Source organism: Sodalis sp. dw_96 (assembly GCF_018449575.1).
Taxonomy (GTDB): Bacteria; Pseudomonadota; Gammaproteobacteria; order Enterobacterales; family Enterobacteriaceae; genus Acerihabitans.
The window spans coordinates 72,422-98,547 of the sequence record NZ_JAAVUT010000011.1; the positions used below are offsets into that span (position 1 = coordinate 72,422).

A 26,126-nucleotide genomic window follows, 5' to 3' on the forward strand; every position below is an offset into this window, starting at 1 on the left:
AAGAGTAAACCGTCCGCGCCATGGACCAAAACGCCGTCAGGCGTTGGCCCGCAGGGCGACCACCAGGGAGGATAGCCGTAATCGCGCGGATCGAGCCTCCATGGACGGATTCACGGCAGGTTTATTATATTGCGACGATCTAGCATCCTGTCCCGACCGGTCACCTTGTCAGCAATCACCACGTTTATTGCCTTTGGCCGGAAGGAACCGATGGATATCAAACAGCTTATCTACTTATGCAATCTTGAGCGGGAGCGTCATTTTGGCCGGGCCGCCGAGGCGAGCTTCGTCAGCCAGCCGACCCTCTCCGCACGGCTGAAAAATCTGGAACGGGAGCTCGGGGTGGCGTTAATCCACCGGGGCAACAGTTTTCAGGGGTTTACCGCCGAAGGGGAACGGGTATTGTCCTGGGCGCGGGAGATAGTCTCGGTCTACCAGGGGCTGAAGCTGGAAGTGGAGTCTCTTAAGCAGGGACTGGCGGGTACCTTGCGCATCGGCATCGTGCCGCAATGCGGTATTCCGCTGGCGCAGCTGCTAGTCGATGCCCGGCTGGAATTTCCCGATCTCGAGTATCAGGTTAACGTGCTCAGCGCCGATCAACTGCTTGAAGCGCTGATTAATCACAGTGTGGATATAGGCGTGGGATTTTTTGAGCTGAACCTTTTGCAGGAGCTGCATTTCCAGGTGGCGCCGCTGCCGGACCGGGGGGTGGATCTGGTGTTTCATCCCGCGCATTTCAGCGGGCTTTCATCGCAAGCCGAACTGACGTTGGCCCAGGTGGCGGCCTTGCCTCTGTGCCTGGCGGAACCGAGCCGCTACTTTCGACGTTATCTGGACGAACATTTCCGCGCCGCCGGGCTGCACCCCCATATCACCTTGGAAAGCGCCTCGATTTTCCATTTACTGCAGGGGGTGTTTGTCGGCTTGGGCTGCGGCATCATGCCCCGCGGCCATTTGCTGCCGGGAATGACGCCGGATTTGCAGAGCGCGGCTATCCTGCTGCCCGCCATGAAACGCCAGGGCGCCGTGGTGATTGCCGAGCCTCACCGGTCGACGCCGCTGGCGAAAACCCTGTTTACCTTTGCCGCCGCCTGGCTGGCGGGAAATTAATTCTGTTCCAGATCGTTCATGGAGGCGATATTAAAGCCGCCGTCCACATGAATCACTTCGCCGGTGATGCCGGAAGCCAGATCGGAACACAGGAACGCGGCGGTATTGCCCACATCCTCAATGGTCACCACGCGGCGCAGCGGGGTCACCGATTCGCAATAAGACAGCATTTTCTTGAAGTTCTTGATACCGGAAGCCGCCAGGGTGCGGATCGGGCCGGCGGAGATGGCGTTGACGCGTATCCCCTGCGGGCCCATGGCGTTGGCCATGTAACGGGTATTGGCTTCCAGCGACGCCTTGGCCAGTCCCATGACGTTATAGTTGGGAATGGCGCGTTCGGCTCCCAGGTAGGTGAGGGTCACCAGAGCCGAGTTCGGATTCAGCATATGGCGGCCGGCTTTCGCCATGGCGACAAAACTGTAGGAGCTGATATCGTGGGCGATGGCAAAGCCTTCACGTGTCACGGCGTTCACATAATCGCCGTCCAGCTGGTCGCCGGGCGCAAAGGCAACGGCATGCACGAAACCGTCGTAATTCGGCCATACCTTGGCCAGTTCGGCATACATCGCTTCGATGCTGGCGTCTTCGGCGACATCGCAGGGCAATACGATGCTGGAACCCAATTCACCGGCGAATTCTTCAACCCGTGATTTCAGTTTATCGTTCTGGTAAGTAAATGCCAGTTCGGCACCTTCGCGATGCATCGCCTGTGCGATACCGAAGGCGATGGAGCGAGTGCTGGCTACGCCAGTGACCAGAATGCGCTTACCGGTAAGAAAACCCATAGCATTAATCCTTGTGATCATTTTTACAGCGATCGTGGCGTCAGCGACGCGACATTCGACGTTTACAAACCGGCGGAGTGTACCATGAAAAACCGCACCAGGTGTATACCCCGCCTCTATGAGACATCCGGCGGATTATTACGGCATGGCGGCATCGCGGCGCCAGGCGTCCGCGGTGAGGGCCTCGCCGAAGTGACTGGTTATCAGCCGTTTGGTAAGATCGTGCAGCGGGGCGGCCAGCACGTCGGCGGTATTGCCGCGCTCCACTACCTCGCCGTCCTGCATCACCATAATCTGGTCGCTGATATGTTTCATCATGCCCAAGTGCTGGGTGACATAAATATAGGCTATACCCTGTTTGGCCTGCAGCTCGAGCATTAAATTGATGATTTGCGAACGCATCGACATATCCAGCGCCGCCAGCGCCTCGTCGGCCACAATGACCTTGGGACGGAGGATCAGCGCCCTGGCCAGGCCCACGCGCTGTTTTTGTCCCGGCGCCAGCATATGGGGATAATAAAAGGCGTGATCCGGCCTCAGTCCCACCTGCCGCAGGGTCAGGTTGATGGCCTGTTCCCGCTCCGGCGCCGTCATATCGGTATTCAGCCGCAGCGGCACGTCCAACAGTTGGCCGATGCGCTGGCGGGGATTCAGGGCGTTGCCGGCATCCTGGAAAATCATACGGATGCGCTGGCTGCGATAGCGGTAATCCCCGAAGGCCAGCGGATGGTCGTCGATAAGGAGTTCGCCGCCGCTGGGCTCCACCGTGCCGGCCAGCATTTTCGCCAGGGTGGATTTACCCGAACCGTTCTCACCGATAATCGCCAGGGTTTGTCCCTCCCGCAGAATAAAACTCAGGGGCTTGACCGCCTCCACCTGATGCTTATGGAACAAGCCGGTGCGATAACGGAAGGTTTTGGTCAGGTTGCGCGCTTCCAATAAGGTTTCCATGCTTATTGTCCCTCCATATTGAGCGGAAAATGACAGGCGAACCAATGGGTTTTTATCGGCTCCAGGGGCGGCATTTCAATACAGGTTTTCTGCGCGTAAGGGCAGCGCGGCCCCAGGCGGCAGCCGATGGGCAGGTGTTCCAGGGATGGGATGCCGCCGGGCAGGGTATTGAGCCGGCTTTTGGGCGGCATGGAGCGGCCGAAATCCGGAATGGCGCGGATCAGCGCCTGGGTATAGGGATGATGCGGAGTGGCGATCAGCTCCTCGCATGAGGCGCTCTCCACCGTCTGGCCGCAATAGAGCACATTGATACGGTCGGCCCATTTGCTCATCATCTGGATATCGTGGCTGATAAGCAAAATAGTGGTGTTGTTGTTCTGGTTCAGCCCCGCCAGCAGCCGGAATATCTGCGCCTGGGTGGTGGGTTCCATGGCGTTGGTGGGCTCGTCGGCAATCAGCAGCCTGGGCTGATTGGCCAGGGCGATGGCGATCATCACCTTTTGACACTCCCCCTCGGTGAGCTCGTAAGGGTAACTGCCCATGATATTTTTATGATCCTTGATGCCCACCCGGTGCAGCAGCTCGATGGCCCGGCGTTTACGCCAGCCGAACCGCTGCCACCACAGGCCTTTGTAAGTCCAGCCCGGGATCACCTGGATCAACTGGCGGCCGATGGTTTCCGAAGGATCGAGACAGGACTGCGGCTCCTGGAAAATCATCGAGACATTGTGGCCCACCAACCGGCGCCGCTGGCGCGGGGTCAGCTGCAATAAATCGATATCGTCGAAGCGGAACCGGTCCGCCGTGACCCGCCAGTTATCTTTGGTGACGCCGCAGATGGCCTTGGCTATCAGGCTTTTGCCGGAGCCGGATTCCCCCACCAGGCCGCGTACTTCCCCTTCCACCAGGGTAAAACTGACCCGATCCACCGCTTTCACCGGTCCTTCGGCGGTCATGAATTCAATCGTGAGATTACGGATGTCCATTAACGGCATTATTCCACCTCCGCAATCATGGCGCGACGGATGCCGTCGCCCAAAATATTCACGATCAGCACACTTAACATAATGGCGCCTCCCGGCAGCATCACGGTCCAGGGCGCGGCATAGACCAATTCCAGCGTATCCCCCATCATGGCGCCCCATTCCGGCGACGGCAACTGCGCCCCGAGATCGAGAAAACCGAGGGCGGCGATATCCAGAATCGCCATGGACAGGGCGCGGGTGAAATCGGAGACCAGTACGCTGGCGATATTAGGCAATACCGCATAGCGCAGGATATGCGGCATCGATGCGCCGTCAATGCGCACCGCCAGCACATACTCCTTCTCCAATTCGTCATGTACCGCGTCGTACACCGTGCGCACGATGCGCGGTAAAATAGCCAGCCCCACCGCCAGCATGGCGTGGCCGAGGGAGGGGCCGGTAAACGCCACCACCACGATGGCCAGCAGCAGCGACGGAATGGAGAGCAGGGTGTCCAGCACATGGTTGAGGGCCGCCGAGCGCAGGCCGTGGCTGATGCCCGCCAGCACCCCCAGCAGCAGGCCGAAGACCGAGGCCAGGATGGTCAACAGCAGCGCCGCGCCGAAGGTGGGGGCGGTGCCGGTGATTAGGCGGCTGAGCACATCGCGGCCCAGATCGTCGGTGCCCAGAAAGAACGAGACATCGCCGTAGCGCGACCACGAGGGCGGCAGGAGCTGATAGCCGAGAAACTGTTGATCCAGTGCATAGGGCGCTACCAGCGAACCGAACACGCACAGCAGGATCAGCAGGATAAAACCGTACAGGCCGATCATCGACATGGCGTCATGGTAAAAAATGCGCCAGATATAACGCAGCGGGCTGGGCATGCGTTTTTCGCGATAAATGTTATCGGAGAGCATACCACTCCTTATGACGTAGCGGATTGGCCAGCGCGCCAACCACATCCGCCAGCACATTGACGGCAATCACCAGCGACCCCACCACCATCACGCCGGCGGAAATGGCGGCGTAATCCTGCTGGCGTATGGCGTTAATCAACCAGCGACCCACCCCCGGCCAGCTGAACACCACCTCGGTAATCATGGCCAGCGTCAGCATGGTGGAAAATTGCAGTCCCAGCTTGGGAATAATGGGGGGCAAGGCGTTATGTAAAACATGCCGGCGGATAATGGTGAACAGCGTCAAACCGCGGGTGGCCGCCGCCTTGATGTAATTCTGGGCGAAGACCTGGTCGGTGCTGATGCGCATCAACCGGATCACCTCGGTGGTGGGGGCCACCGCCAGGGCGATGATGGGCAGCACCATATGCCGCAGGGTGCTGGTGATCATCTCATGGCGGTAAGGTGAATCGGAGATCCATGCATCCAGCAGGGCGAAGCCGGTAACCGGTTTAATCTGATAGAGCAGGTCATAACGTCCGGAGACCGGAAACCAGCCGAGATGCAGCGCGAAAAACAGCGTCAGCAGCAATGCCAGCCAGAAAACCGGCATTGACAGGCCCAGCAAGGCGAAGATGCTGATGCCGATATCCTGCCATCTGTTGCGCGTCACCCCGGCGATAACGCCCAGGGGAATACCGATTATCAGCGCCAGCAGGAAGGCCAGTATGCAGAGTTCCAGCGTGGCGGGAAACACCTCGCGCAGCTGCTGGCCGATGGCCTGGCCGTTAATGCTGGACACGCCGAAATTCAGATGCAGCAGACTGTTGAAATAATAGAAGTAGGCATCGGTAATCGCCGCGCCGCTCAACGGTGCGCTGGGCGTGAAATAACTGAGGCTAAAGCCCACCAGCGACAGGAAAAACAGCGTAATCAGCAGCAGCAACAGCCGGCGCAGAATAAATATAATCATGGTTTCGGTTCCTGGGAATCTTCCCGGTAAACCCCGGCAAAGGAGGCATTGCCGAAGGGGCTGAGCACCAATCCCTTGATATCGTAACGATAGGCCTGCAGGCGCAGCGACGACGCCAGGGGCAGCACCGGCAACTGCTCTTCAAGCATATGTTGGGCGTCGCGGTAAGTCTCCATCCGTCCGGAAAGCTGTTGCGACAGCAGCGCCGAGTGCAGCAATTGATCGAACTGGGGCTGGCACCAATGAGCATAATTGGTTTGCGAGCGGATCGCGGCGCAGCTGAGCAACGGCCGGAAAAAACTGTCCGGGTCGTTACTGTCCGTGGACCAGCCCGCCAGCGTCAGGTCGTGGTTCATGGTCATCAGCCTGGCTTCCTGGAAACGGCCCTCCACCGGGACGATAATCACCTTGATGCCCACCTGGGCCAAATCCGCCTGGATCAATTCGGCGGTTTTCAGCGGGCTGGGGTTATAGGATTGCGACGCGGTGGGCACCCATAAACGCAATTCCAACTTGTCTTTACCGATGGAGTGCAGGAGCGCCCGCGCCTTATCGGGGTTATATTCGCTGACCTTGGCATCGTTGTCATAGGCCCAGGAGGCGCGCGGCAGGATCGAGGCGGCGGTCTCGGCGGTGCCGTAATAAATGGACTGCATCAGGCGCTGATTGTTGATGGACAGGGCGATGGCCTGCCGCACCCGCACATCGTCCAGCGGCGGCTTGGCGGTATTGAACGCCAGATAGGCGATGTTCATCCCCGGGCGCAGCGTCAGTCGCAGGCGCGGATCGTCGCGCAGAATCGGCAGCTGGCTGGCGGCAGGATAGGCCAGTACATCGCACTCCCCGGTCAATAATTTGGACAAACGACCGATGCCGCCGGCCCCCAGATCGATAACCACCTGGGCCATCCGCGGCCGGCCCCGCCAGTAATTGTCATGGCGCAGCAGGCGGATAAACTGGCCGGCACGGTATTCGTTAAGCATAAAAGGCCCGGTGCCCACCGGTTGGCGATCGATCTGTTCCTGCCGGCCGGCGGCGGTGAGCTGCTCGGCGTACTCCTCGGACAGCACCGGCGCGTAATGGGTGGCGATATGCCAGAGAAAGGAGGCGTCCGGGCTGTTGAGACGAAATTCCACCGTGTCGTTGTCCAGCTTGCGCACGCTTTGCACCGAGTCGGGGAACTGCAGGCTGTCGAAATAGGGATAGTCGCCGCCGTTTACCTCGTGGTAAGGGTGATGGGTATCGAACATGCGCGCAAAGCTGAACACCACGTCATCCGCATTGAGGTCGCGGGTGGGGGTAAACCAGGCGGTATGCTGAAAGGGGACATTTTTTCGCAAATGGAAACGGTAGGTCGCGCCGTTGTCCAGCACTTCCCAGCTCTGCGCCAGCTCGGGAATCAGCCGATAGGTATAGGGATCCACATCCAGCAGGCGATCGTAGATTTGCGCCGACAGGGTATCCACCGTCAGCCCGCTGCTGGCCATTTGCGGGTTGAAGGTATTCAGTAAGCCATTCACGCAATAAACAAAGCCGCTTTGCCGAATATCGGGAGGCGGGGAGGTCTCGGCCGCCATAACGCGCAGGCCGGTTAACGCCGTGATGGTCGCCCACAAGAGCGCCAGTATTGAAAAACGTTTTATTCCCATAACCACTTGGATCCGACCGGATAATGGTTCCAGTTTACCTTACTCTGGCGCGACACCCAATTTATGCCGTCAATAAACCGGCGGGATAGCCGGTAAAAGCGGCAATCGACGTGAATCGGTCTAAAAGCCCCTTAGATTGAGAGGGTTAATGAGAACAATTATCATCAAAAGGCTTTACATGTGATAGTGAGAACTATTATCATGTCACCACTGATGAGCGGAAAAGTTCTTTCCGTTTGTTGGTACGACATTGCTCACATTGCTTCCAATATCATTTCCGCCAGCCTACGGGCTGGTTTTTTTTTGCCATGGTGGCCGGGGTTATGACGATCATCACTGAATGCTTATCGTGCAGACGTGTTACTTCCATCACCGTATGCATACGATGATGGCGTGTTTTTCCATCACTGCCTGCATACGATGATGTCGTGTTTTTCCATCACTGAGTACTCACCTTGATGGCGTGCTTCTTCATTATCCCGCGCAGCTGATGATAGCTCAATGACAACAGGTCGGCGGCCTGGCGCTGATTATACCGCGCCTGCGCCAGCGCCCGTTCAATCCACCGCTTTTCCTGCTGTTCGAGCCAGGATTTCAAATCCAGTGGCAGCGCCGCCGTGGCGCCGGCGGGGAGATCGTCCTCGACGGCGGTTTTCACCGCGGCGAAAGGATCGAGCAGAATCACATCCAACGGCCGCTCGCTGCTGCCGTGACGGTAAATTGACCTCTCCACCACGTTTTTCAGCTCCCTGACATTGCCGGGCCAGCCATAATCCAGCAGCGTTTGACGCGCCGTCGGCGTAAAGCCGGGAAACAGCAGCATATCGATTTCCCGGCACATCTGGATGGCGAAATGCTCCGCCATCACCATAATATCCTGCTGCCTTTCCCGCAGCGGCGGCAGCGCCACCACATCAAACGCCAGCCGGTCCAGCAGATCGGCGCGGAAGTCGCCGGCTTTGGCCAGGCGGGGCAAATCGGCATGGGTGGCGCAGACCAGCCGTACATCCACCTGCAACGGCTGGCTGCCTCCCACCCGCTCGAGTTCGCCGTATTCAATGACCCGCAATAATTTTTCCTGCACCATCATCGGCGCGGTGGCCAGCTCATCCAGAAACAGCGTACCGCCGTCCGCCCGCTCGAACCGCCCCTGGTGCCGTTTTTGCGCGCCGGTAAAAGCCCCCGCCTCGTGGCCGAACAGTTCCGAATCCAGCAGGTTTTCATTCAGGGCGGCGCAGTTAAGGGAAATGAAAGGACCCTGCCAGCGCGGGGAGAGGTAATGGAGCCGCCGGGCTATCAGTTCTTTGCCGGTGCCCCGTTCGCCGATAACCAATACCGGTTTATTCAGTCGCGCCAACTTGGAGACCTGCTCCAGCACTTCCAGAAAATTATTGGATTGGCCCAGCAGGTTTTCGTGGTGATCGGCCATGGTTAATTTCGCCAACAGTTAGTCTATATAATCACTATAGCGGAAGTATCAGGAAGAGCAACAGAAGAGTAATTATGAAATAGTTTAAAAATCAATGTATTAAAATGTCCATTATCTTGGCATGTTACTTGTAATGGACTTCTGTAAGGCATGTTCATAACGAACACTTTTTCAGACGTTAACCGGCTATGTATAAAGGGGATCTGCAATGGGTATTTTTTCTCGTTTCACCGATATCGTGAACGCCAATATCAATGCATTGCTGGATAAGGCGGAAGATCCGGAAAAATTGGTCCGCCTGATGATCCAGGAAATGGAGGATACCCTGGTTGAGGTGCGTACCACCTCCGCCCAGGCATTGGCGGAAAAGAAACAGCTGTTGCGACGCATCGACCAGGGGGAAACCCAGCAGGCCGACTGGCAGGCAAAAGCCGAACTGGCCCTAAATAAAAACAAAGAGGACCTGGCGCGCGCCGCGCTGATGGAAAAACAGCGACTGACCAAAATTGTCGCCGCTCTGCGCCAGGACGTGTCGGTCATTGAAGAAACCCTGGATCGCATGAAACGCGAAATAGGCGAATTGGAGAATAAGCTGGCGGAAACCCGCGCCCGCCAGAAAACCCTGGCGCTGCGTCATCAGGCCGCCGCGTCTACCCGGGATATCCGCCGTCAGCTGGATAGCGGAAAAATCGATGAAGCCATGGCCAGGTTCGAACAGTTCGAACGCCGTATCGATAGTATGGAGGCGGAAGCCGAAAGCGTTGGTTTCGGCAAGGAGAAATCTCTGGACCAGCAGTTCGCCGAGCTGAAGGCGGATGATGAAATCAGCCAGCAGCTGGCGGCCCTGAAAGCGCAAATGAATAAAATCGAATAATGAGCATATACCCTAAGTAATTCGAGTTGCAGGAAGGCGGCAACGCAGTGAATCCCCAGGAGCTTACTCAGGTAAGTGACTGGGGTGAGCGAGGAAAGCCAACGCACCTGCATCTTGAAGTATGACGGGTATAATTGGTGCAGGCATTGACCGGGTCCGGTGCCGGATTTACCGATGATAAGGAGTCATCATGACTGCAGTGTTGATTGTGCTCTCCATACCCTTGACCGTGTTTTTGCTGTTTGTGGCCCCGGTATGGCTGTGGTTGCATTATGGCAATCGCCGTCGGCAGGGGTCGCTATTTCAGACGCAGGATGCCCGGCGATTGACGCAGCTCCAGGAAGAGGCGCGGCGGATGCAGACGCGTATCCGGGCGCTGGAGGATATTCTGGATGCGGAATACCCCGACTGGAGGCAGCAATAAAATGAACGGAATATCCAAAAAACGGCTGTATCGCCGGCCCGACGAGGGCATGATTAAGGGAGTTTGCGCCGGTGTGGCCCACTATTTTGATATACCGGTGCGGCTGGTGCGCATAATTGCCGTGCTGTCGATATTTTTCGGTTTGTTTATGCTGACCCTTATCGCATACGTCATCCTCGCCTTTTGGCTGGAGCCGGCGCCGGCGGACGGCAATGATTCGGCCTCCATACCCCCCGGCCGCCAGTTGGATCTGCTGGAGATGCAGTTTAAGGACAGCGAGCAGCATTTGCGCGGAGTTGAGCGGTATGTGACCTCAGAAGCCTTCGGCCTGCGTAACAAATTCCGTCAGTTATAGCAAGTAATTATAACAAAGGCAGTCGCCGGATTTGTCATCCGGTCACCGTATTGAGCAAACCAGAGCGCCGGTTTTGTCATCCGGTCACTGAATTGAGCAAATCAGAGCGCCGGTTTTGGACAAAAGCGCCGGGCGGCAAATTTGCCTGACGATGAAATGCGCGGCATCATCTATCTTTGCTTTATGGGATGACAGAAATGGATGCTCTGAATCAATGGGTGAATCGCGGCATCGATCGCCGTCTGCGCCTGGCGGTCACCGGATTGAGCCGCAGCGGCAAAACCGCCTTTATTACTTCTCTCGTCAATCAACTGCTGATGGTGAACAACGGCGCGCGCCTGCCGATGTTTTCGGCGGCGCGGGACGGCCGCCTGCTGGGGGCCAAACGGGTGCCGCAGCGCCACCTGGGTATTTCCCGTTTCGCCTATGACGAAGGCCTCGCCGCGCTGTACGGCCTGCCCCCCGCCTGGCCCCAGCCGACCCGCGGCGTCAGTGAAATTCGGCTGGCGCTGCGTTATCGCTCCCGCGATGCGCTGTGGCGCCATCTGAAGGATACCGGCACCCTGTATCTCGAAATCGTCGACTATCCCGGCGAGTGGCTGCTGGATTTACCGATGCTGGAACAGGATTACCTGGGCTGGTCCGGCCAGATGGCCGGATTATTGCAGGGAGATCGCGCTTTATGGGCCGACCCCTGGCTGAAAAAATGCGCCGGCCTCGACCCCCTGGCGCCCGCGGATGAACGGGCGCTGGGTGAGATTGCCGCTGAATACACCCGTTATTTACTGCACTGCAAACAGCAGGGCCTGCATTTTATCCAGCCGGGACGCTTTGTGCTGCCCGGCGACATGGCGGATGCGCCGGCGCTGCAATTTTTCCCCTGGCCGGCGGGGGGAACCCTGTCGGAAAGCCAACTGGTCCAGGCGGCGAAAACCACCAACCTCGGCATGCTGAGGGAGCGTTATCACTATTATTGCCAGACCGTGGTGAAGGGGTTTTATAAAGATCATTTCACCGGTTTTGATCGCCAGATCGTGCTGGTGGACTGCCTGCAGTCTTTGAACAGCGGCCCCCACGCGTTTAACGATATGCGCCTGGCGCTGAGCCAACTGATGCGCAGTTTCCATTACGGCAAACGCACGCTTTACCGACGGCTGTTTTCACCTTGTATCGATAAGCTGATGTTTGCCGCCAGCAAAGCGGATCATATTACCGCCGATCAGCAGGTCAATCTGGTATCTCTCCTGCAGCAGCTTATTCAGGATGCCTGGCAGAATGCCGCCTTCGAAGGCATCGCCATGGACTGCGCCGGGTTGGCCTCGGTGCAGGCGACTCAGGGCGGCATGGTGGCGTTCCAGGGCAAAAACATCCCTGCGCTGCAGGGGTTCAGACTGAGCGACAATCAGCCGTTAACCGTCTATCCCGGTGAAGTTCCCCCGCGCCTGCCCGGCGCCGCGTTCTGGCATAAGCAGGGCTTTCAATTCGAAAATTTCCGGCCGCGGGAGATGGACCCGGATATCCCGTTGCCCCATATTCGCCTGGATACGGTGATGGAGTTTCTACTGGGGGATAAACTGCGATGACTGAAGCCAATAAACCCGGCATGGATGCCCACCGAACGGGTGCGGAGTCCAATAAACCCGGCATGGGCGCCCATGCGCCGGGTGCAGATAGCCTTAAACCCCGCATTGATTTCGATCAGCCGGTTGCGGACCCCGTGGAACTTTCACTGCGGGCAGCGCAGGTTTTTGACGCGCGGCAGGAAACCTCATTCGAGCCGCTGTCCGCCGACCCTGAGGCCGAAGAGGCGCTGCCGGAAAACTGGATGGAGGCGGCGTTAAAACCCAAACGCAGTATCTGGCGCCGCATGGTGATGGCCGGCATCGGATTGTTCGTGTTAAGCGGACTGGCACAAATGGGATCTTGGTTTGAGCGGGCCTGGCAGCAGCAGGATTGGTTTGCCCTGGGCACCCTGGGGGCGGGAACGCTGGTGCTGCTGGCGGGAGCCGGTTCTCTGGCCGCGGAGTGGCGACAGCTCTATCGTTTGCGGCAACGGGCCGAACAGCGAGATCTCGCCGGCGAGCTGCTGCGCAGCCACGCTATCGGCCAGGGTCGGGAATTTTGCCTGCGCCTGGCCGGCCGGGCCGGTATCGAACAGGGTCATCCAGCCTTGCGTCAGTGGCTCGCCGCGCTGCAAGATACCCACAGCGACCGGGAGGTGGTAGGGCTGTATGCCCGCATGGTGCAGCCGGTTATCGACCGCCGCGCCCGGCGCGAAATCAGCCGCTCAGCCGCCGAATCCGCCCTGATGATTGCGGTCAGTCCCCTGGCGGTGGTGGATATGGGATTTATCGCCTGGCGCAATCTGAGATTAATCAATCGAATCGCGGCGATATACGGTATCGAAGTGGGGTATTACAGCCGCCTCCGGCTATTCCGCCTGGTATTGCTGAATATCGCCTTTGCCGGCGTCAGCGAATGGGTCCGCGAAGTGGGCATGGACTGGATGTCGCAGGATCTGGCCGCCCGGCTTTCGGCCCGCGCCGCACAGGGCATGGGGGCCGGGCTGCTCACCGCGCGTCTGGGCATCAAGGCAATGGAGCTTTGCCGCCCTTTGCCCTGGATAGACGGCGACAAGCCGCGCCTGGGAGATTACCGCCGTGAACTCATCGGCCAGTTAAAATCGCTGCTGGAGCGAAAAAGTCCATCCTGATAGGCGGGCCTTCGATGGCTGATTTTCTTTCCATCTGTCAACTTTTTGTGACAGATGACTTCTTCCCGGCCGCGCCGCCACGTATGATAGCGCCATGATGGGTCCACCTTTCGTGAAGAGGCGCGGCATGCGTTTAGAGGTTTTTTGTGAAGATCGCCTTGGCTTGGCCCGGGAACTGCTGGACCTGCTGGCCACGCGCAATATCGATTTGCGCGGCATCGAAATCGATCCCGCCGGCAGAATTTATGTAAATGTCGCACTGTTGGAGCTGGACACCTTTCCCACGCTGATGGCGGAGATTCGCCGCATCAAAGGCGTCACCGATGTGCGCACCCTGGCATTCATGCCTTCCGAGCGGGAGCACCTCGCCCTGGAGGCATTACTGGCCGCGATGCCCGAACCGGTGTTGTCCATGGACCTCAAAGGCAAAGTGGAGCTGACTAATCCGGCGGCCCTGGCGCTGTTCAACCTGACGGCGGAAAAAATGCGTCACCAGCCCATCGGCGGTTTTATCGGCGGGTTTAATTTTACCCGCTGGCTGGAGAATGAGCGGCCCGCCCCCGAAAGCCGGCGGGTGGTGTTGGCGGGGCAGGATTTTCTAATGGAAATCACCCCCGTGCGGCTGGCGGACGATAACGGCAAACCGGCGGCGGGCGGGGCGGTAATACTGCTTAAATCCGCGGTACGCATGGGACGACAATTGCAGGAAACCGGTCCCGGCGACGACAGCGAATTCGGCCATATCATCGCCGCCAGCGGCAAAATGCGCCAGGTGGTGGACCATGCGCGCAAACTGGCCATGCTGGATGCGCCGCTGCTGATCGTCGGCGAGACCGGCACCGGTAAAGACCTGGTGGCCCACGCCTGCCATTTGCGCAGCGCGCGCGGTAGACAGCCGTTTCTGGCCCTGAACTGCGCCGCGCTGCCGGATGATGTGGCGGAAAGCGAATTGTTCGGCCATGCCGCCGGCGCCTATCCCAACGCGTTGGAAAGCAAAAAGGGCTTTTTCGAACAGGCCGGCGGCGGTTCGGTGCTATTGGATGAGATTGGCGAGATGTCCCCCAGGATGCAAAGCAAGTTGCTGCGTTTCCTGAATGACGGAACCTTTCGCCGGGTGGGGGAAGATCAGGAAATGCATGTGGATGTCCGGGTCATCTGCGCCACCCAGAAAAATCTGCTGGAGCTGGTGCACCAAGGGCAGTTTCGCGAGGATCTTTATTACCGCCTGAACGTATTGACCCTTAATCTGCCGCCGCTGCGGGAGCGACCGGACGATATCACGCCTCTCACGTCGTTGTTTATCGCCCGTTTTTGCGACGAGCAGGGGGTTCCGCGGCCGAAGCCGGCCCCTGAATTAATCGCCATGCTGAGGCAATACCCCTGGCCGGGCAACGTCCGGCAGCTGAAAAATGTACTTTATCGCGCCATGGCGCAATTGGAGGGCCCGATAATGGGCGTCGATGATATCGACCTGCCGGATTTCGCCCTGTCGCTGCCGATGTCCGAAGAGGTGATGGACGGTTCTCTGGACGATATCAGTAAAAGGTTCGAACGTACGGTGCTCACCAGGCTTTATCGTACCTATCCCAGTACCCGTAAGCTGGCGAAACGACTGGGGGTATCCCACACCGCCATCGCCAACAAATTGCGCGAGTACGGTCTGAGCGGCAAAAAAACCGACGAGGACGAAGACGCTTAACATGACGCCGGTAAGGTCGTTCCCCTATGACCTCAGAAAGCTCGCGCGCTCAAGCCCGGTTATCAAAGCCGGAAACCTTTTACACACTGTATCCCACTGGACAGGACCATCAATAATTGGCCGGGGTCTCCTTCAGTGCCGCCAGCGCCCGCGGGTAATCCGGTTCATGGGTGATTTCCTCCACCAGTTGGCTGTACAGCACCTTATTATGCTCATCCAGCACCATTACCGCCCGTGCGGTAAGCCCTTTCAGCGGACCGTCGGTAATTTCCACCCCGTAGCGGCGCATGAATTGCCCATCCCGCAGGGTAGATAAGGTGATGACGCGGTGCAATCCTTCCGTACCGCAAAAGCGTGACTGGGCGAACGGTAAATCGGCGGAAATACACAGCACCACGGTATTCTCCAGGTCGTCGGCCATGTGGTTGAAGCGGCGCACCGAGGCGGCGCAAACGCAGGTATCGATACTGGGGAAGATACTCAGCACCTTGCGTTTGCCGGTATGGTTGTTTAACGTTATGTCTGAGAGATCTTTGGCCACCAGCGAAAAGTCCTGGGCCCTATCACCGGGCCGCGGTAACGCATCCGCTACCTTAACCGGATTACCCTGAAAATAGACAGTTTCTGCCATACTGGATTCCTTGTTGTGCATTGCTTGTTGTCATTGGCGCCGCATTAACACCAAATCCAGTCTAAAAGATGACGAAAAACGATGATAGCCGGAATTTTACAATAATAACTTTCTAAATTAACAGGGTTTATATCCTGAATAGTTCGAGTTGCGGGAAAGTCAGCGGACCTGCAGGTTGAAGTATAAGGGGCATATGTGCCAGGCGGATGCTATGGCAACCCTCACTCCGAGGACTGACGATGAGAGTAATGCGTTTTTATCCCGAAGCATGGCCGCTTCATACGCCTTTTGTGATTTCACGCGGTAGCCGTACCGAAGCAAAAGTGGTGGTGGTGGAAGTGGAGCAGGACGGTGTGAAGGGTATCGGCGAGTGTACCCCATACCCCCGTTACGGCGAGAGCGAACAATCGGTGATGGAGCAGTTGACCTCAGTGCTGCATCCCATCGAACAGGGCGTTACGCGGGAAATACTGCAGCAATTGCTCCCGGCCGGCGCGGCGCGTAATGCGGTGGATTGCGCCCTGTGGGATGTGGAGCGCCAATTGAAAGGACAGACGCTGGCGCAGTATGCCGGCATCCAGCTGCCGGCCACCATCGCCATGGCGCAGACATTGAGTATCGGTGAACCCCGGGCGATGGCCGAAGCCGCGCTGGCCTATTGGCAAAAGGGCGCCCGGCTGCTGAAAATCAAGCTCGACGATCGTCTGATCACCGAGCGTGTGGTGGCTATACGTGCCGCCGTTCCCGAGGCTACCCTGATTGTCGATGCCAATGAAGCCTGGCATCCCGAAGGACTGGCCTCCCGCTGCCAACTATTGGCCGATCTGGGTGTGGCGATGCTTGAGCAGCCGCTTCCCGCCGAGCAGGATGCCGCGTTACAGCATTTTATCCATCCGTTGCCGATTTGCGCCGATGAAAGTTGCCACACCCGCCAGCAACTGCCGGCGCTGAAAGACAACTATGAGATGGTGAATATCAAACTGGACAAAACCGGCGGCCTGACCGAAGCGCTGCTGCTGGCGCAGCAGGCAAGAGATCAGGGATTCGGCATTATGCTTGGCTGCATGTTATGCACCTCCAGGGCCATCGCCGCCGCCCTGCCGCTGACCCCGGCGGCGCGTTTTATCGACCTGGACGGGCCGACCTGGTTGTCCATGGATGCCGAACCCCGCCTGGCGTTCGGCTGCGGATCCATCGCGCTGGGCTAGGGTTATCGAGGCCGATAGCGTAACAGGGCCACCAGCGCGTCCAGATAACGGGTGGTGGCGGCATCCGCCGACACGGCGGGCAGTTCGGCGGTGATGCAGGGTAAGGCGAGCTCCCCGCACCAGCTGCCGAAGGAGCCGGGGGTAGGATAACCGACGCTGTCCGCCAGCGGCAGCGACAGCCTTTCCGCCAGCCATAACGCCAGGGGCGAACAGGCCTGTTGCTCGATACAGGCCAGCGGCTCATGGAAAGAAACCACCCAGGCCGGTTTCAATTGCGCGATCAGTTGACACAGCGCACGGGTTTCCGGCTCCGACCCGGGTGCTATGCCGGGGGACAGCGCCACGTCCCGCGCGTCGCTTGCGCTGGTCCAGCGGTAGACGGTCTCCTCGGGCCGCCAGTTGGCGGCGGGGAAATTTCGGTTCAGATCGACGCCGTTGGCGTTGGCGCGCAGCCCCAGCTGGCAGCCGTCCGGATTCACCGCCAATATGACATGATGGCGCGGCGGCGCCGTCCCCAGGGTGCGCAGCGCGCAGGACAACGCCACCACGCTTGCGGTTTCATCGCCATGGGTACCGGCGATGATCAGGCCGGTATCCTGACCGGCGTCGGCGGCGCGAAAAAACAGCATGGGCGCGCCCAATACCGATTTGCCGAAGGGGATGCCGGGAAAAATCAGCTTGCCCCTCTGCGGGCGGGGATGGAATAACGTCATGGGGTTTGCCGCCATAAAATAATGGGTTACATTGACCTGTTTTACTTTATCGCAAAAGGCCGGTGCCTTTCGACTTTTTGTCAGGGGGATGCGCCGATGATGACCTTAAGGAAAAGCTTATGCCTGCTTCCAAATTTGCCCTCTGTGCCTCGTTAATCATCGCCTGCTGCGGCATTGCCCGCTCAGCCACGGTTCCTTCCGGCGTTCAGCTGGACCCGATACAGCATCTCGTCCGGCACATCAAAGACGAACCGGCCTCTTTGGACCCCATTAAAGGCGTCGGCCTGACGGAAGCGGAGGTGACGCGCGATTTGTTCGAGGGATTGGTGAACCAGGATGCCAATGGGCACCTTGTTCCGGGAGTCGCCGCCAGTTGGCAGACCAACGATAACCGCACCTTTGTTTTTCATCTGCGCCATGATGCCCGCTGGTCTAATGGTGACCCTGTCACCGCCAGTGATTTTGTCTACAGCTGGCGGCGGCTGGCGGATCCGAAAAGCTTATCCACTTTCGCCTGGTTTACCCAACTGGCGGGATTGGCCAACGCCGGCGACATCATCGCCGGCAAACTGCCGCCCGAGCGGCTGGGGGTCAGCGCGCCGGACGATTACACCTTGAAGGTGGAACTGGACAAACCGGTGCCTTATTTCGCCAGCCTGACCGCCAACTTCAGTTTGTTCCCGGTTCACCGCGCCACGGTTGAGAAATATGGCAATGACTGGACAAAAGTCGGCAACCTGGTGGGCAACGGCGCCTTTCAATTACAGCAGCGGGTGGTGAATGAAAAACTGGTGCTGACGCCCAACCCGTACTACTGGGATCACCGGCATACGGTGTTAACGGAGGTGACGTTTATTCCCATTAATCAGGAGTCATCGGCGCTGAATCGCTATCTCGCCAATGATATTGATATTACCGAATCCTTTCCAAAACCCCGCTACCAGCAATTATTGAAAGATATTCCCGGGCAGGTGTATACGCCGCCCCAGCTCGGGACCTATTATTACGCCTTTAATACCCGACGCGCGCCCACCAGCGACCTGCGGGTGCGTAAAGCCCTGTCTTATGCCATTGACCGCCGGATTATCGCGGGAAAAGTGCTGGGCAGCGGCGAAAAACCCGCCTTTCATCTGACGCCCGATGTGACCGCCGGTTACGATCCCAGGCCGAATTACCTGCAACAGCATTCCCAGGAAGAGCTGGATGCCGAAGCCAAGGTCCTGATGACCGCGGCGGGTTACGGCCCGGATAAGCCTATGAGCCTGAATTTGCTGTATAATACATCTGAGGGCAACGAAAAAATCGCCATTGCCGTCGCCTCAATGTGGAAGAAAAAACTCGGTGTGAACGTGAAACTGGTTAACCAGGAGTGGAAGAGCTATATCGACAGCCGAAATACCGGTAATTTTGATGTGGTCCGCTCGTCATGGGTAGGGGACTATAATGAACCCTCCACCTTTTTATCATTATTGACCACCGCGCACAGCGGCAATATCGCCAAATTCAACGATCCCCAATACGATCGGCTGCTTGAACGGGCCAGCCGGCAAACCAATGCCAAACTGCTGGCGGCGGATTACAATAAGGCGGAAGATATTATCACCGAACAGTCGCCTATCGCGCCGATTTACCAATACACCAATGGCCGGCTCATCAAGCCCTGGGTGCGGGGTTATCCCATCAATAATCCTGAGGACGTGGCGTACAGCCAAAGCATGTATATCCTCAAGCATTGACGTGATTGCAATGCAATAGATATCATTGAAATTTAAAGATTAATATTGAAACGTATTCATCAATATTGACATTCAATGACTGAAATTGAATGTCTATGATTAATCTCGCTTCATAAGATCTTCGCAGAGGCGGTTAACCAGCAATTGGAACGACGCCAACTCTGTTTCCGAGAAGTTGTACATTGCCGATTTGCGCGTCTCTTCGAAGATTTGCCGGATTTGCCTGAGTTTAGGTTTTGCATTTGCGGTGAGATAAACCAGCTTGATACGCCGGTCATGGGGATCCGTTTTGCGCTGGATCAGGTCGAACTTTTCAAGGCGATCCAGATGATTGACCAACGTCATGGGCTCAATGCTCATTGCCGCGGCAAGTTCCGCCTGCCTGACACCCCCGAGCCTGTCCGCAACCGCCAGGGTTCGCGCTTCCCCCGGCGTAATACCGAGATCGGTGTTACGCAGTGCGGCTTCCATGAGATCTCCCATCAGCCTTGCGGCCGTCACCAACATAAAGACAAATGAGTCTTGGGACGTTTCCACCGTTGCGATACTCATTGATTTACCTTATTCTATAAAAAAAAACAGTAAGTCTATCTTACAATATGTCTACCATACAGTATGTCTATCTTACGGACAGCCGGGGCGTCCTCAATGCATAGCGGAAGACAGTGGTGGATGAGGAGTGCAGGGCCAGCCTCGGGTGGTTTCATTTACAGGGTAGAGCAAACCAGAGACGCAGAATAGTGATATTTCCAACGTGGTGGCCAAGACGCGAAGCCTGGTTGTTCTCTGTCAAAACCTGTGCCGCCGCGATACTGGCACTGTTTATTTCCCTGTATGCAAATCTGGATCGTCCGGGATGGGCGGTGACCACCGTGTTCATCGCATCACAGCCTTTTTCCGGCGCAACCCTGTCCAAATCCGTCTACCGATTCGTTGGGACTTTGCTTGGGGCCGTCGCCACGGTGTTAATGGTGCCCAACCTGGTGCAAACGCCGGAAATGCTGAGCCTGGCCATGGCGGCATGGGTATCCCTTTGCCTGTATCTCTCATTGCAGGACCGTTCACCCCGCAGCTACATTTTCATGCTGGCCGGTTATAGCGCGGCATTCATCGGCTTCCCCAGCGTGGATACGCCCTTTGCCATTTTCGATACGGCAGTGTCGAGAGTGGAGGAAATTACGCTGGGGGTGGTTTGCAGCAGTCTGGTCCATAGCGTTATTTTTCCGAGCAGCGTACGCCGCGCCGTGATACACCGTATTGACGATTGGCTTCGCGATACACGCCTTTGGTGCTCAGAGTTATTGAATTATGGGCCTTCTTCGCCGCCGCAGATCCTTTCTCCACAGATAAAAGACACAACGTTTTTGTCAAAGGTGGCTGATTATCCGCTGAACGTGGAGGCGCTCACCGCGCATATCGCTTACGAGGGGCGGAGCGGACGCCGCTCAGCCAAGATAATCAAAGAGCTGCAGGAAAATTTAGCACTGTTGCTGCCGATTCTTGCTTCCATCGAGGAACGGCTGGCCATTGCCGCCGGACAAGGGATCCCGGTTCCTGAGAGAATTCAATTGGCGTTTGCCGCCATTATCAGCTGGTTGAACCGGACCGACCCGCGCCCCACCTCAGATAGGCTGCGCCAGGAATTCAGCGATATTGACGATTTACTCGCAGCCGAAGGCGTGAGCTGGAATTCCCTGCTGTGGTCCGGTGTCATGGTACGGCTGCAGGAATTACTGAAGGTGGTTCGAACCTGTGAACATTTAAGAAGCATGATCAATGATGATCGATACCGGGCGCCGCGCCGCCGATCGCCGGCGGTTCCGCACATTGATAAGGGACTTGCGGCACTCTCCGCGTTCACGGCCTTTATATCCATCCTCGCGGGCTGCGCGTTCTGGATAGCCACCGGCTGGTCCAGCGGCTCATCGATTCCCATGATAGCGGCGGTGGCCTGTTCGTTTTTCGCGACGCTGGACAGTCCGCTGCCTTCCATGAAAGTGTTTGCCAAGTATGTTGTGGTATCGGTTGTTATCACTATGGTCTATTCGTCTGTATTGCTGCCTTTGGCGAACGGTCTGGAAATGTCGGCCCTGATGCTGGCGCCCGCTTTTATTGCCTTAGGGCTGCTGATAGCGGCACCCTCCACCGGCTTTATCGGCATGGTGTTATCCACCAATATCGCCACGCTGTTGAATTTAAACAATATTTATCTCAGCGATTTTCCGGGATTACTGAACAATTCTCTGGCGACGCTGGTGGGTATTGTGCTCACTATGGCGATCATGAGCGTATTCCGCGCACGCACCCCTACCTGGAGCGGGCTACGGATCATGCGGGCGGGGCTGCGGGATGTGCAAGGCTGCCTCAGGGCCGATCTTATGCGATGGCCTCGTTTGCAACGGCAGGCCTTTGTCAGACGCATGCTTGAACGTGTTCATGTCCTGATGCCGCGGGTAAAGGCCAACGCGCTGGCCGGTCTCGCCCTGGACGGTAACCTGTTGGCAGAATTGCGGCTTGGCGCCAACATCTTGGATTTGCGCAGGCAACGTCGGCAGCTTCCCTTATCCGATGCCGAGGCCGGGTCCCGCCTGGATGCGCTTATCGCCGATATTGGGCACTATCTCAGCGTAAGGGCGCATGATCTGAATGTGCGGCCGCCTTTGGGGCTGAGGGAAAACATCGATGCCGTGCTTAACGCCGTGCGCAAATCCGCTCCCTCCCATCGCGAGTTATTGCTGACGCTGGTCAGCATCCGGATTGTCCTGTACCCCCATGCACCTTGTGCGGTGCTGAACACATAGACTCGCTTTTGCCGTGATGATAACTCTCGATGTCCTTCCCTCCGCTGTGTCAGATGGCAATCATGCAATCATGCAATCATGCCGATTGTGTCCGCGTGCCGCCAAAATCCGTGTCGATTATGTCCCGTAGATTATCTCGGCGTATATCATTGATGCTTGTCATGTTCCCGCCAGGTAGAGATGCTGCGCGGACTTGCCGGAAGACAATGAAATGATGACAATAGCGCGACACGTTGAGCATAAGGATATGTTAGAGGCTAAGCTGGAAGTGATCCGCGCATCATCGGCGGACAGAGCCGATGGTGCTCAGGTTAAAAATGGACGGGACTGTCCGATGAAAAGCTTGAACACCCGGTACTACCCAAACGTACAGGATAAATAATGGATAAGGTGATAAACAGCGTTGCTTACCAAGCGGGCCGGCGGATAGGCGAAATCACCATTGATGACATCAGCGAGGTATTAAAGCAGCCCGACGCGTTCGTCTGGTTAGGTTTGTGGCAGCCCGATGACGCATTTATGCGAAAAATACAACAAGAGTTCAATCTGCATGATTTGGCCATTGAAGATGCGCTGGCCGCACATCAGCGTCCTAAATTAGAAACCTACGGCGACTCGTTGTTTATCGTGGTCAAAACCGCTCAGCGGGTCAATGATGAAATACTGTATGGCGAGACCCATTTTTTCGTTGGCGCGCATTTCCTGATTACCGTTCGTCACGGGGCGTCCTCCGGTTATGCCGCCATCCGGGCGCGCGTCGAGGAAACGCCCAAACTGCTGGCCAAGGGGCCGGGATTCGCCCTCTATTCCATACTGGACTTTGTGGTGGATAATTACCGGGAAATCATCGGCCAGTACGAGACACAATTTGACGGCATCGAGTCGGCGATGTTCAAATCTGATTTCGATCCGCTGGCGGTGGAACAGGTTTATCGCCTGCGCCGCGATCTGCTGTCGATGCACAATGCCGCCGTGCCCATCGCCGATATATGCAACCAACTGATTAATCTGCATGAAACCCTTATCCCGAAAGAGCTGCGGGCCTATCTTCGTGACGTTCAGGATCATGCCCGTCAGGTGATAACCCTGACCGATGATATGCGTGAAATGTTAACCAATGCGATGCACGTGAATCTGGCCATGGTATCCGTACGGCAGAACGAGGTGGTGAAAAAATTGGCCGGGTGGGGCGCTATCCTGGCGGTACCCACGGTCATCTTCAGTCTGTACGGCATGAATTTCACCGGGATGCCGGAATTAAAAACCACGTGGGGATATCCGGTCACGCTGCTGGTGACCCTTGCCGGTTGTATTGTCCTCCATCTGAGGCTTAAACGTTCAGGATGGTTATAATCAATCGCCGTGCATAGTGTCCCGTTCCGTCTGTGCGCGTGTCCTGCGTGTGGGGCCTGTGAGTGAGGATCCTGTGAGTAAAGATCCTGTGAATAAAGATCCTGTGAATAAATAGTGCCGCCGGATGGTTTGCAGTTGAATTCCCCGAATGAGAAGAAGGTGTGAGACGTTGGACGTTATTGATCAAGAAGCGCTGCAAATCAGCGGCGTGGCGTATGCCGGGCAATTGGACGGCGCCGGCGGGATCCGGCCTATCGGAGAGGCGGACATTGCCCATTGCGACCATCCATGCTGGCTGCATCTGGATATTGACCATCAGGCCAGCATGGAATGGTTGAATAACACACCGTTGATTCCCGATCCCTTACGTGAACCTTTGGCGGGAAACAGCGCACGGCCCAGGATAAACCGGCTGCCCGAAGGGGCGCTGATTATTTTACGAAGCATCAATTTTCATACTGAAGAGTTCCCTGAAGAGCTGATTGTGCTGCGTATCTATATCACCGATAAGCTGATTGTGACTACCCGGCGTCAGCCCATCCAGGCGGTTGAAGAGATTCTTGGCGGATTGCGGAAAAAACAGGGTCCGGTTAACAGCGGTACCTGGCTGGTGGAAATGAGCGATACGCTGACCGATCATACCAGTGACTTCATTGATGAAATGCACGATCGGATTATTGCCCTGGAAAACGACCTGCTGGAGCAGCGCATTCCGCCCCGCGGTCAGTTGGCGCAGTTGCGTAAGCAGCTGATAGTGCTGCGCCGCTATATGGGGCCGCAGCGCGACGTGTTCTCGCGGCTGGCCAGCGAGCATCTGGCCTGGATGGACAAGGATGACCGGCGCCGGATGCAGGATATCGCCGACCGGCTGGGGAGGGGCATAGAGGATATTGACGGCGGCATCGCCCGCACGGCGGTGATTGCCGATGAAATCACCTCGCTGACGGCGGAAGCCATCAACCGCCGGAGTTATACCATGTCTTTGATGGCCATGGTCTTCCTGCCCACCACCTTTCTCACCGGCCTGTTCGGCGTTAACCTCGGCGGCATCCCCGGCGGCAATATGCGTTATGGCTTCAGCCTGTTTTGTCTGCTGCTGATTTTATTGGTTCTGGGTGTTGCATGGTGGTTAAAACATCGTAAATGGTTATAGCTTAGGAAATTTATTGCCGGCTTTGTCCCAAAAATGACTAAAAAACACCGCAAAATTGAGTTATATCAAAAAGCCGATACTTGGAATCAGGCATTATCTCTCTTGCAGGTGAATGCAACGTCAAGCGATGGGCGTTGCGCTCCATATTGTCTTACTTCCTTTTTTTTGAATTATTGCATAGCATATTTAATTCATATAATGCCGGGTTTTTTAACCTGGCATTTTTTTGCGCTTTACTTCTTCCCCGCTATTCTTAAAGAGAGCTTTATACCCGTCATACTTCAAGTTGCAGGTACGTTGGCTTTCCTCGCTCACCCCAGTCACTTACTCGTGTAAGTTCCTGGGGATTCGCTGCGTTGCCGCCTTCCTGCAACCCGAATTATTTAGGGTATATTCAAATGATTTTAGCGCAACGCCAATGGCGGGATATCACGGCATCCCAAGGAGCGGACGTTGTAAATTGTGCAATAGTTCTAGTATTTTCCTACGAGGTGGACTTTATGTCGTTGACTATTACGCCCGCTGGCATGACTCTCAGATACCGGTCTCGGTTAAGCATACCCACCGAACCGATACCCAATGAACCCATTCCCACCGATCCGCCGCCGATCCCCAGTCCGCTGCCGGAGCCGCCACTGGAGCCGCCTTATAATCCGGATCCCAAACCCATCAACGATCCGCCGCCGCATCTTTTCTAACGTTGCCACTGAAGAAAGACCGTATGCGTTACCGTCGGGCCCCGGTATGCCTGGCGCCAGAGGACTATTTAATTTCGGTCACCGGTAAACGTTGATGGGCAACGGGCTGCTGTAGCTCATCCAGCTCATCGTGCCAGTCCGACGGTATCGCCGGCAGTGTTTCCCGGTCAAAGGCCACATCTCCGCCCTCTATCAGCGGGTCGCCTGTATTCAACCGCTTGAAATCAAAAAGGTTGCTATCCGCCAAATGGGACGGCACCACATTTTGCACGGCACGGAACATGGTTTCAAGCCGTCCCGGATAGAGCTTATCCCAGTCCCTCAGCATATTACCTATCACCTGCCGCTGCAGGTTGGGCTGGGAGCCGCACAAATTACAGGGAATAATGGGAAATTCACGGACGGCGGCATAACGTTCAATATCTTTTTCGCGGCAATACGCCAGAGGGCGGATCACGATATGTTTACCGTCGTCGCTCATCAGCTTGGGCGGCATGGCCTTTAATTTGCCGCCGTAAAACATATTCAGAAACAGCGTCTGCAGCATATCGTCGCGATGGTGGCCCAGGGCAATCTTATTGGCGCCCAGTTCGCCGGCGATGCGGTAAAGAATCCCCCGCCGCAGCCTGGAGCATAAGGAACAGGTGGTTTTACCCTCGGGAATTTTATCTTTAACGATGGCATAGGTGTTTTCTTCAACGATCCGATACTCGATACCCAACGAATCAAGGTAGGCGGGCAACACATCCCCGGGGAAACCGGGCTGTTTTTGATCCAGATTCACCGCGATTAACGTAAAGTCCACCGGCGCGTTTTGCTGCAGACTGCGCAGGATATCCAGCATGGTGTAGCTGTCTTTTCCACCCGACAGGCAGACCATGACGCGATCCCCTTCCTCAATCATATTGAAGTCGGCAATGGCCTGGCCCACATTGCGTCGCAAGCGCTTCTGGAGTTTGTTAAGGTTATAAATCTGTTTTTGATCGACCACGGTTGTTCTGCCTTAA

The 26,126-nt window shown here is 56.8% G+C and carries 24 protein-coding genes; 13 read left to right on the top strand and 11 right to left on the bottom strand.

Going from position 1 to position 26,126, the window contains the following annotated elements; genetic code table 11:
- Positions 1–210 precede the first annotated feature (210 nt).
- Positions 211–1,110: a LysR family transcriptional regulator gene (locus tag HB631_RS16890; protein WP_213992423.1), complete on the top strand. Its 900-nt coding sequence runs from the start codon at positions 211–213 to the stop codon at positions 1,108–1,110.
- Here HB631_RS16890 and fabI read toward each other — a convergent pair.
- The 7 genes from fabI to pspF form a co-directional block, all read right to left on the bottom strand.
- Positions 1,107–1,895 (bottom strand): enoyl-ACP reductase FabI, encoded by a 789-nt coding sequence (fabI, locus tag HB631_RS16895; RefSeq protein ID WP_213992340.1) that lies wholly within the window; start codon positions 1,893–1,895, stop codon positions 1,107–1,109. The genes HB631_RS16890 and fabI overlap by 4 nt on opposite strands.
- A gap of 138 nt (positions 1,896–2,033) precedes the next feature.
- Positions 2,034–2,846: a putrescine export ABC transporter ATP-binding protein SapF gene (gene sapF, locus HB631_RS16900; protein WP_213992341.1), complete on the bottom strand. Its 813-nt coding sequence runs from the start codon at positions 2,844–2,846 to the stop codon at positions 2,034–2,036.
- 2 nt (positions 2,847–2,848) lie between these two features.
- Positions 2,849–3,841, bottom strand: a complete 993-nt coding sequence (gene sapD, locus HB631_RS16905; protein WP_213992342.1) for a putrescine export ABC transporter ATP-binding protein SapD — start codon at positions 3,839–3,841, stop codon at positions 2,849–2,851.
- Positions 3,841–4,731 carry a putrescine export ABC transporter permease SapC gene (gene sapC, locus HB631_RS16910; protein WP_213992343.1) on the bottom strand — a complete coding sequence of 297 codons (891 nt, stop codon included), beginning with the start codon at positions 4,729–4,731 and terminating at the stop codon, positions 3,841–3,843. Before sapC ends, sapD begins: the two co-directional genes overlap by 1 nt.
- Positions 4,718–5,683 carry a putrescine export ABC transporter permease SapB gene (gene sapB, locus HB631_RS16915; protein WP_213992344.1) on the bottom strand — a complete coding sequence of 322 codons (966 nt, stop codon included), beginning with the start codon at positions 5,681–5,683 and terminating at the stop codon, positions 4,718–4,720. The genes sapC and sapB overlap by 14 nt, the downstream gene beginning before the upstream one ends.
- On the bottom strand, positions 5,680–7,332 hold the full coding sequence (gene sapA / locus HB631_RS16920) for an ABC transporter substrate-binding protein SapA (RefSeq protein WP_213992345.1): 1,653 nt from the start codon (positions 7,330–7,332) through the stop codon (positions 5,680–5,682). The genes sapB and sapA overlap by 4 nt, the downstream gene beginning before the upstream one ends.
- 439 nt (positions 7,333–7,771) lie before the next feature.
- Entirely contained in the window at positions 7,772–8,761 is a 990-nt protein-coding gene (gene pspF / locus HB631_RS16925) for a phage shock protein operon transcriptional activator (RefSeq protein ID WP_213992346.1), read from the bottom strand.
- A 208-nt stretch (positions 8,762–8,969) separates the two neighbouring features.
- Between pspF and pspA the strand changes: the two genes are divergently transcribed.
- The 6 genes from pspA to tyrR all read left to right on the top strand — a co-directional run bounded on the left by pspA (position 8,970) and on the right by tyrR (position 14,826).
- Positions 8,970–9,635 (top strand): phage shock protein PspA, encoded by a 666-nt coding sequence (gene pspA / locus HB631_RS16930; RefSeq protein ID WP_213992347.1) that lies wholly within the window; start codon positions 8,970–8,972, stop codon positions 9,633–9,635.
- 190 nt (positions 9,636–9,825) lie between these two features.
- Entirely contained in the window at positions 9,826–10,059 is a 234-nt protein-coding gene (gene pspB, locus HB631_RS16935) for an envelope stress response membrane protein PspB (RefSeq protein WP_213992348.1), read from the top strand.
- A gap of 1 nt (position 10,060) precedes the next feature.
- Positions 10,061–10,414 (top strand): envelope stress response membrane protein PspC, encoded by a 354-nt coding sequence (gene pspC, locus HB631_RS16940; RefSeq protein WP_213992349.1) that lies wholly within the window; start codon positions 10,061–10,063, stop codon positions 10,412–10,414.
- A gap of 188 nt (positions 10,415–10,602) precedes the next feature.
- The gene (locus HB631_RS16945) at positions 10,603–11,997 is read left to right on the top strand and encodes a YcjX family protein (protein WP_213992350.1); all 1,395 of its coding nucleotides are present in this window, start codon (positions 10,603–10,605) and stop codon (positions 11,995–11,997) included.
- Positions 11,998–12,059: 62 nt separating this feature from the next.
- Positions 12,060–13,127: a TIGR01620 family protein gene (locus tag HB631_RS16950; protein ID WP_213992424.1), complete on the top strand. Its 1,068-nt coding sequence runs from the start codon at positions 12,060–12,062 to the stop codon at positions 13,125–13,127.
- 127 nt (positions 13,128–13,254) lie between these two features.
- On the top strand, positions 13,255–14,826 hold the full coding sequence (gene tyrR, locus HB631_RS16955; RefSeq protein ID WP_213992351.1) for a transcriptional regulator TyrR: 1,572 nt from the start codon (positions 13,255–13,257) through the stop codon (positions 14,824–14,826).
- Between the two features lie 109 nt (positions 14,827–14,935).
- On the opposite strand, the gene tpx is transcribed toward tyrR, so the two are convergent.
- On the bottom strand, positions 14,936–15,457 hold the full coding sequence (gene tpx / locus HB631_RS16960) for a thiol peroxidase (protein WP_213992352.1): 522 nt from the start codon (positions 15,455–15,457) through the stop codon (positions 14,936–14,938).
- Between the two features lie 239 nt (positions 15,458–15,696).
- Here tpx and ycjG point away from each other — a divergent pair, with 239 nt between their 5' ends.
- Complete coding sequence (ycjG, locus tag HB631_RS16965; RefSeq protein ID WP_213992353.1) at positions 15,697–16,665, top strand: L-Ala-D/L-Glu epimerase; 969 nt, start codon at positions 15,697–15,699, stop codon at positions 16,663–16,665.
- 2 nt (positions 16,666–16,667) lie between these two features.
- Here the strand turns inward: ycjG and mpaA are convergent, their stop codons facing one another.
- Positions 16,668–17,378, bottom strand: coding sequence for a murein tripeptide amidase MpaA (mpaA, locus tag HB631_RS16970; protein ID WP_213992354.1), 711 nt, complete (start codon positions 17,376–17,378; stop codon positions 16,668–16,670).
- Positions 17,379–17,497: 119 nt separating this feature from the next.
- Between mpaA and HB631_RS16975 the strand changes: the two genes are divergently transcribed.
- Positions 17,498–19,114 carry a peptide ABC transporter substrate-binding protein gene (locus tag HB631_RS16975; RefSeq protein WP_213992355.1) on the top strand — a complete coding sequence of 539 codons (1,617 nt, stop codon included), beginning with the start codon at positions 17,498–17,500 and terminating at the stop codon, positions 19,112–19,114.
- Positions 19,115–19,213: 99 nt separating this feature from the next.
- Here the strand turns inward: HB631_RS16975 and HB631_RS16980 are convergent, their stop codons facing one another.
- Complete coding sequence (locus HB631_RS16980) at positions 19,214–19,666, bottom strand: MarR family transcriptional regulator (RefSeq protein ID WP_213992356.1); 453 nt, start codon at positions 19,664–19,666, stop codon at positions 19,214–19,216.
- Between the two features lie 227 nt (positions 19,667–19,893).
- Here HB631_RS16980 and HB631_RS16985 point away from each other — a divergent pair, with 227 nt between their 5' ends.
- The 4 genes from HB631_RS16985 to HB631_RS17000 all read left to right on the top strand — a co-directional run bounded on the left by HB631_RS16985 (position 19,894) and on the right by HB631_RS17000 (position 25,119).
- Entirely contained in the window at positions 19,894–21,915 is a 2,022-nt protein-coding gene (locus HB631_RS16985) for an FUSC family protein (RefSeq protein WP_213992357.1), read from the top strand.
- 381 nt (positions 21,916–22,296) lie between these two features.
- A complete protein-coding gene (gene corA / locus HB631_RS16990) occupies positions 22,297–23,268 on the top strand; it encodes a magnesium/cobalt transporter CorA (protein WP_213992358.1) in 972 nt (323 codons plus the stop codon).
- A 169-nt stretch (positions 23,269–23,437) separates the two neighbouring features.
- Positions 23,438–24,421, top strand: a complete 984-nt coding sequence (gene zntB / locus HB631_RS16995) for a zinc transporter ZntB (RefSeq protein ID WP_213992359.1) — start codon at positions 23,438–23,440, stop codon at positions 24,419–24,421.
- Positions 24,422–24,921: 500 nt separating this feature from the next.
- Complete coding sequence (locus HB631_RS17000; RefSeq protein WP_213992427.1) at positions 24,922–25,119, top strand: hypothetical protein; 198 nt, start codon at positions 24,922–24,924, stop codon at positions 25,117–25,119.
- Positions 25,120–25,183: 64 nt separating this feature from the next.
- Here HB631_RS17000 and ttcA read toward each other — a convergent pair whose 3' ends face one another.
- Positions 25,184–26,110 (bottom strand): tRNA 2-thiocytidine(32) synthetase TtcA, encoded by a 927-nt coding sequence (gene ttcA, locus HB631_RS17005; RefSeq protein WP_213992360.1) that lies wholly within the window; start codon positions 26,108–26,110, stop codon positions 25,184–25,186.
- Positions 26,111–26,126 lie beyond the last annotated feature (16 nt).

Bases quoted from the DNA above. Each gene is read 5' to 3' on its own strand.
- fabI (WP_213992340.1), bottom strand. From the start codon at position 1,895: ATGGGTTTTCTTACCGGTAAGCGCATTCTGGTCACTGGCGTAGCCAGC.
- HB631_RS16975 (WP_213992355.1), top strand. From the start codon at position 17,498: ATGCCTGCTTCCAAATTTGCCCTCTGTGCCTCGTTAATCATCGCCTGC.
- tpx (WP_213992352.1), bottom strand. From the start codon at position 15,457: ATGGCAGAAACTGTCTATTTTCAGGGTAATCCGGTTAAGGTAGCGGAT.
- HB631_RS16945 (WP_213992350.1), top strand. From the start codon at position 10,603: ATGACAGAAATGGATGCTCTGAATCAATGGGTGAATCGCGGCATCGAT.
- sapA (WP_213992345.1), bottom strand. From the start codon at position 7,332: ATGGGAATAAAACGTTTTTCAATACTGGCGCTCTTGTGGGCGACCATC.
- HB631_RS17000 (WP_213992427.1), top strand. From the start codon at position 24,922: ATGTCGTTGACTATTACGCCCGCTGGCATGACTCTCAGATACCGGTCT.
- sapB (WP_213992344.1), bottom strand. From the start codon at position 5,683: ATGATTATATTTATTCTGCGCCGGCTGTTGCTGCTGCTGATTACGCTG.
- sapC (WP_213992343.1), bottom strand. From the start codon at position 4,731: ATGCTCTCCGATAACATTTATCGCGAAAAACGCATGCCCAGCCCGCTG.
- tyrR (WP_213992351.1), top strand. From the start codon at position 13,255: ATGCGTTTAGAGGTTTTTTGTGAAGATCGCCTTGGCTTGGCCCGGGAA.
- HB631_RS16950 (WP_213992424.1), top strand. From the start codon at position 12,060: ATGGGCGCCCATGCGCCGGGTGCAGATAGCCTTAAACCCCGCATTGAT.
- HB631_RS16890 (WP_213992423.1), top strand. From the start codon at position 211: ATGGATATCAAACAGCTTATCTACTTATGCAATCTTGAGCGGGAGCGT.
- sapF (WP_213992341.1), bottom strand. From the start codon at position 2,846: ATGGAAACCTTATTGGAAGCGCGCAACCTGACCAAAACCTTCCGTTAT.
- pspA (WP_213992347.1), top strand. From the start codon at position 8,970: ATGGGTATTTTTTCTCGTTTCACCGATATCGTGAACGCCAATATCAAT.
- HB631_RS16980 (WP_213992356.1), bottom strand. From the start codon at position 19,666: ATGAGTATCGCAACGGTGGAAACGTCCCAAGACTCATTTGTCTTTATG.
- ycjG (WP_213992353.1), top strand. From the start codon at position 15,697: ATGAGAGTAATGCGTTTTTATCCCGAAGCATGGCCGCTTCATACGCCT.
- pspB (WP_213992348.1), top strand. From the start codon at position 9,826: ATGACTGCAGTGTTGATTGTGCTCTCCATACCCTTGACCGTGTTTTTG.
- mpaA (WP_213992354.1), bottom strand. From the start codon at position 17,378: ATGACGTTATTCCATCCCCGCCCGCAGAGGGGCAAGCTGATTTTTCCC.
- corA (WP_213992358.1), top strand. From the start codon at position 22,297: ATGGATAAGGTGATAAACAGCGTTGCTTACCAAGCGGGCCGGCGGATA.
- pspF (WP_213992346.1), bottom strand. From the start codon at position 8,761: ATGGCCGATCACCACGAAAACCTGCTGGGCCAATCCAATAATTTTCTG.
- sapD (WP_213992342.1), bottom strand. From the start codon at position 3,841: ATGCCGTTAATGGACATCCGTAATCTCACGATTGAATTCATGACCGCC.
- pspC (WP_213992349.1), top strand. From the start codon at position 10,061: ATGAACGGAATATCCAAAAAACGGCTGTATCGCCGGCCCGACGAGGGC.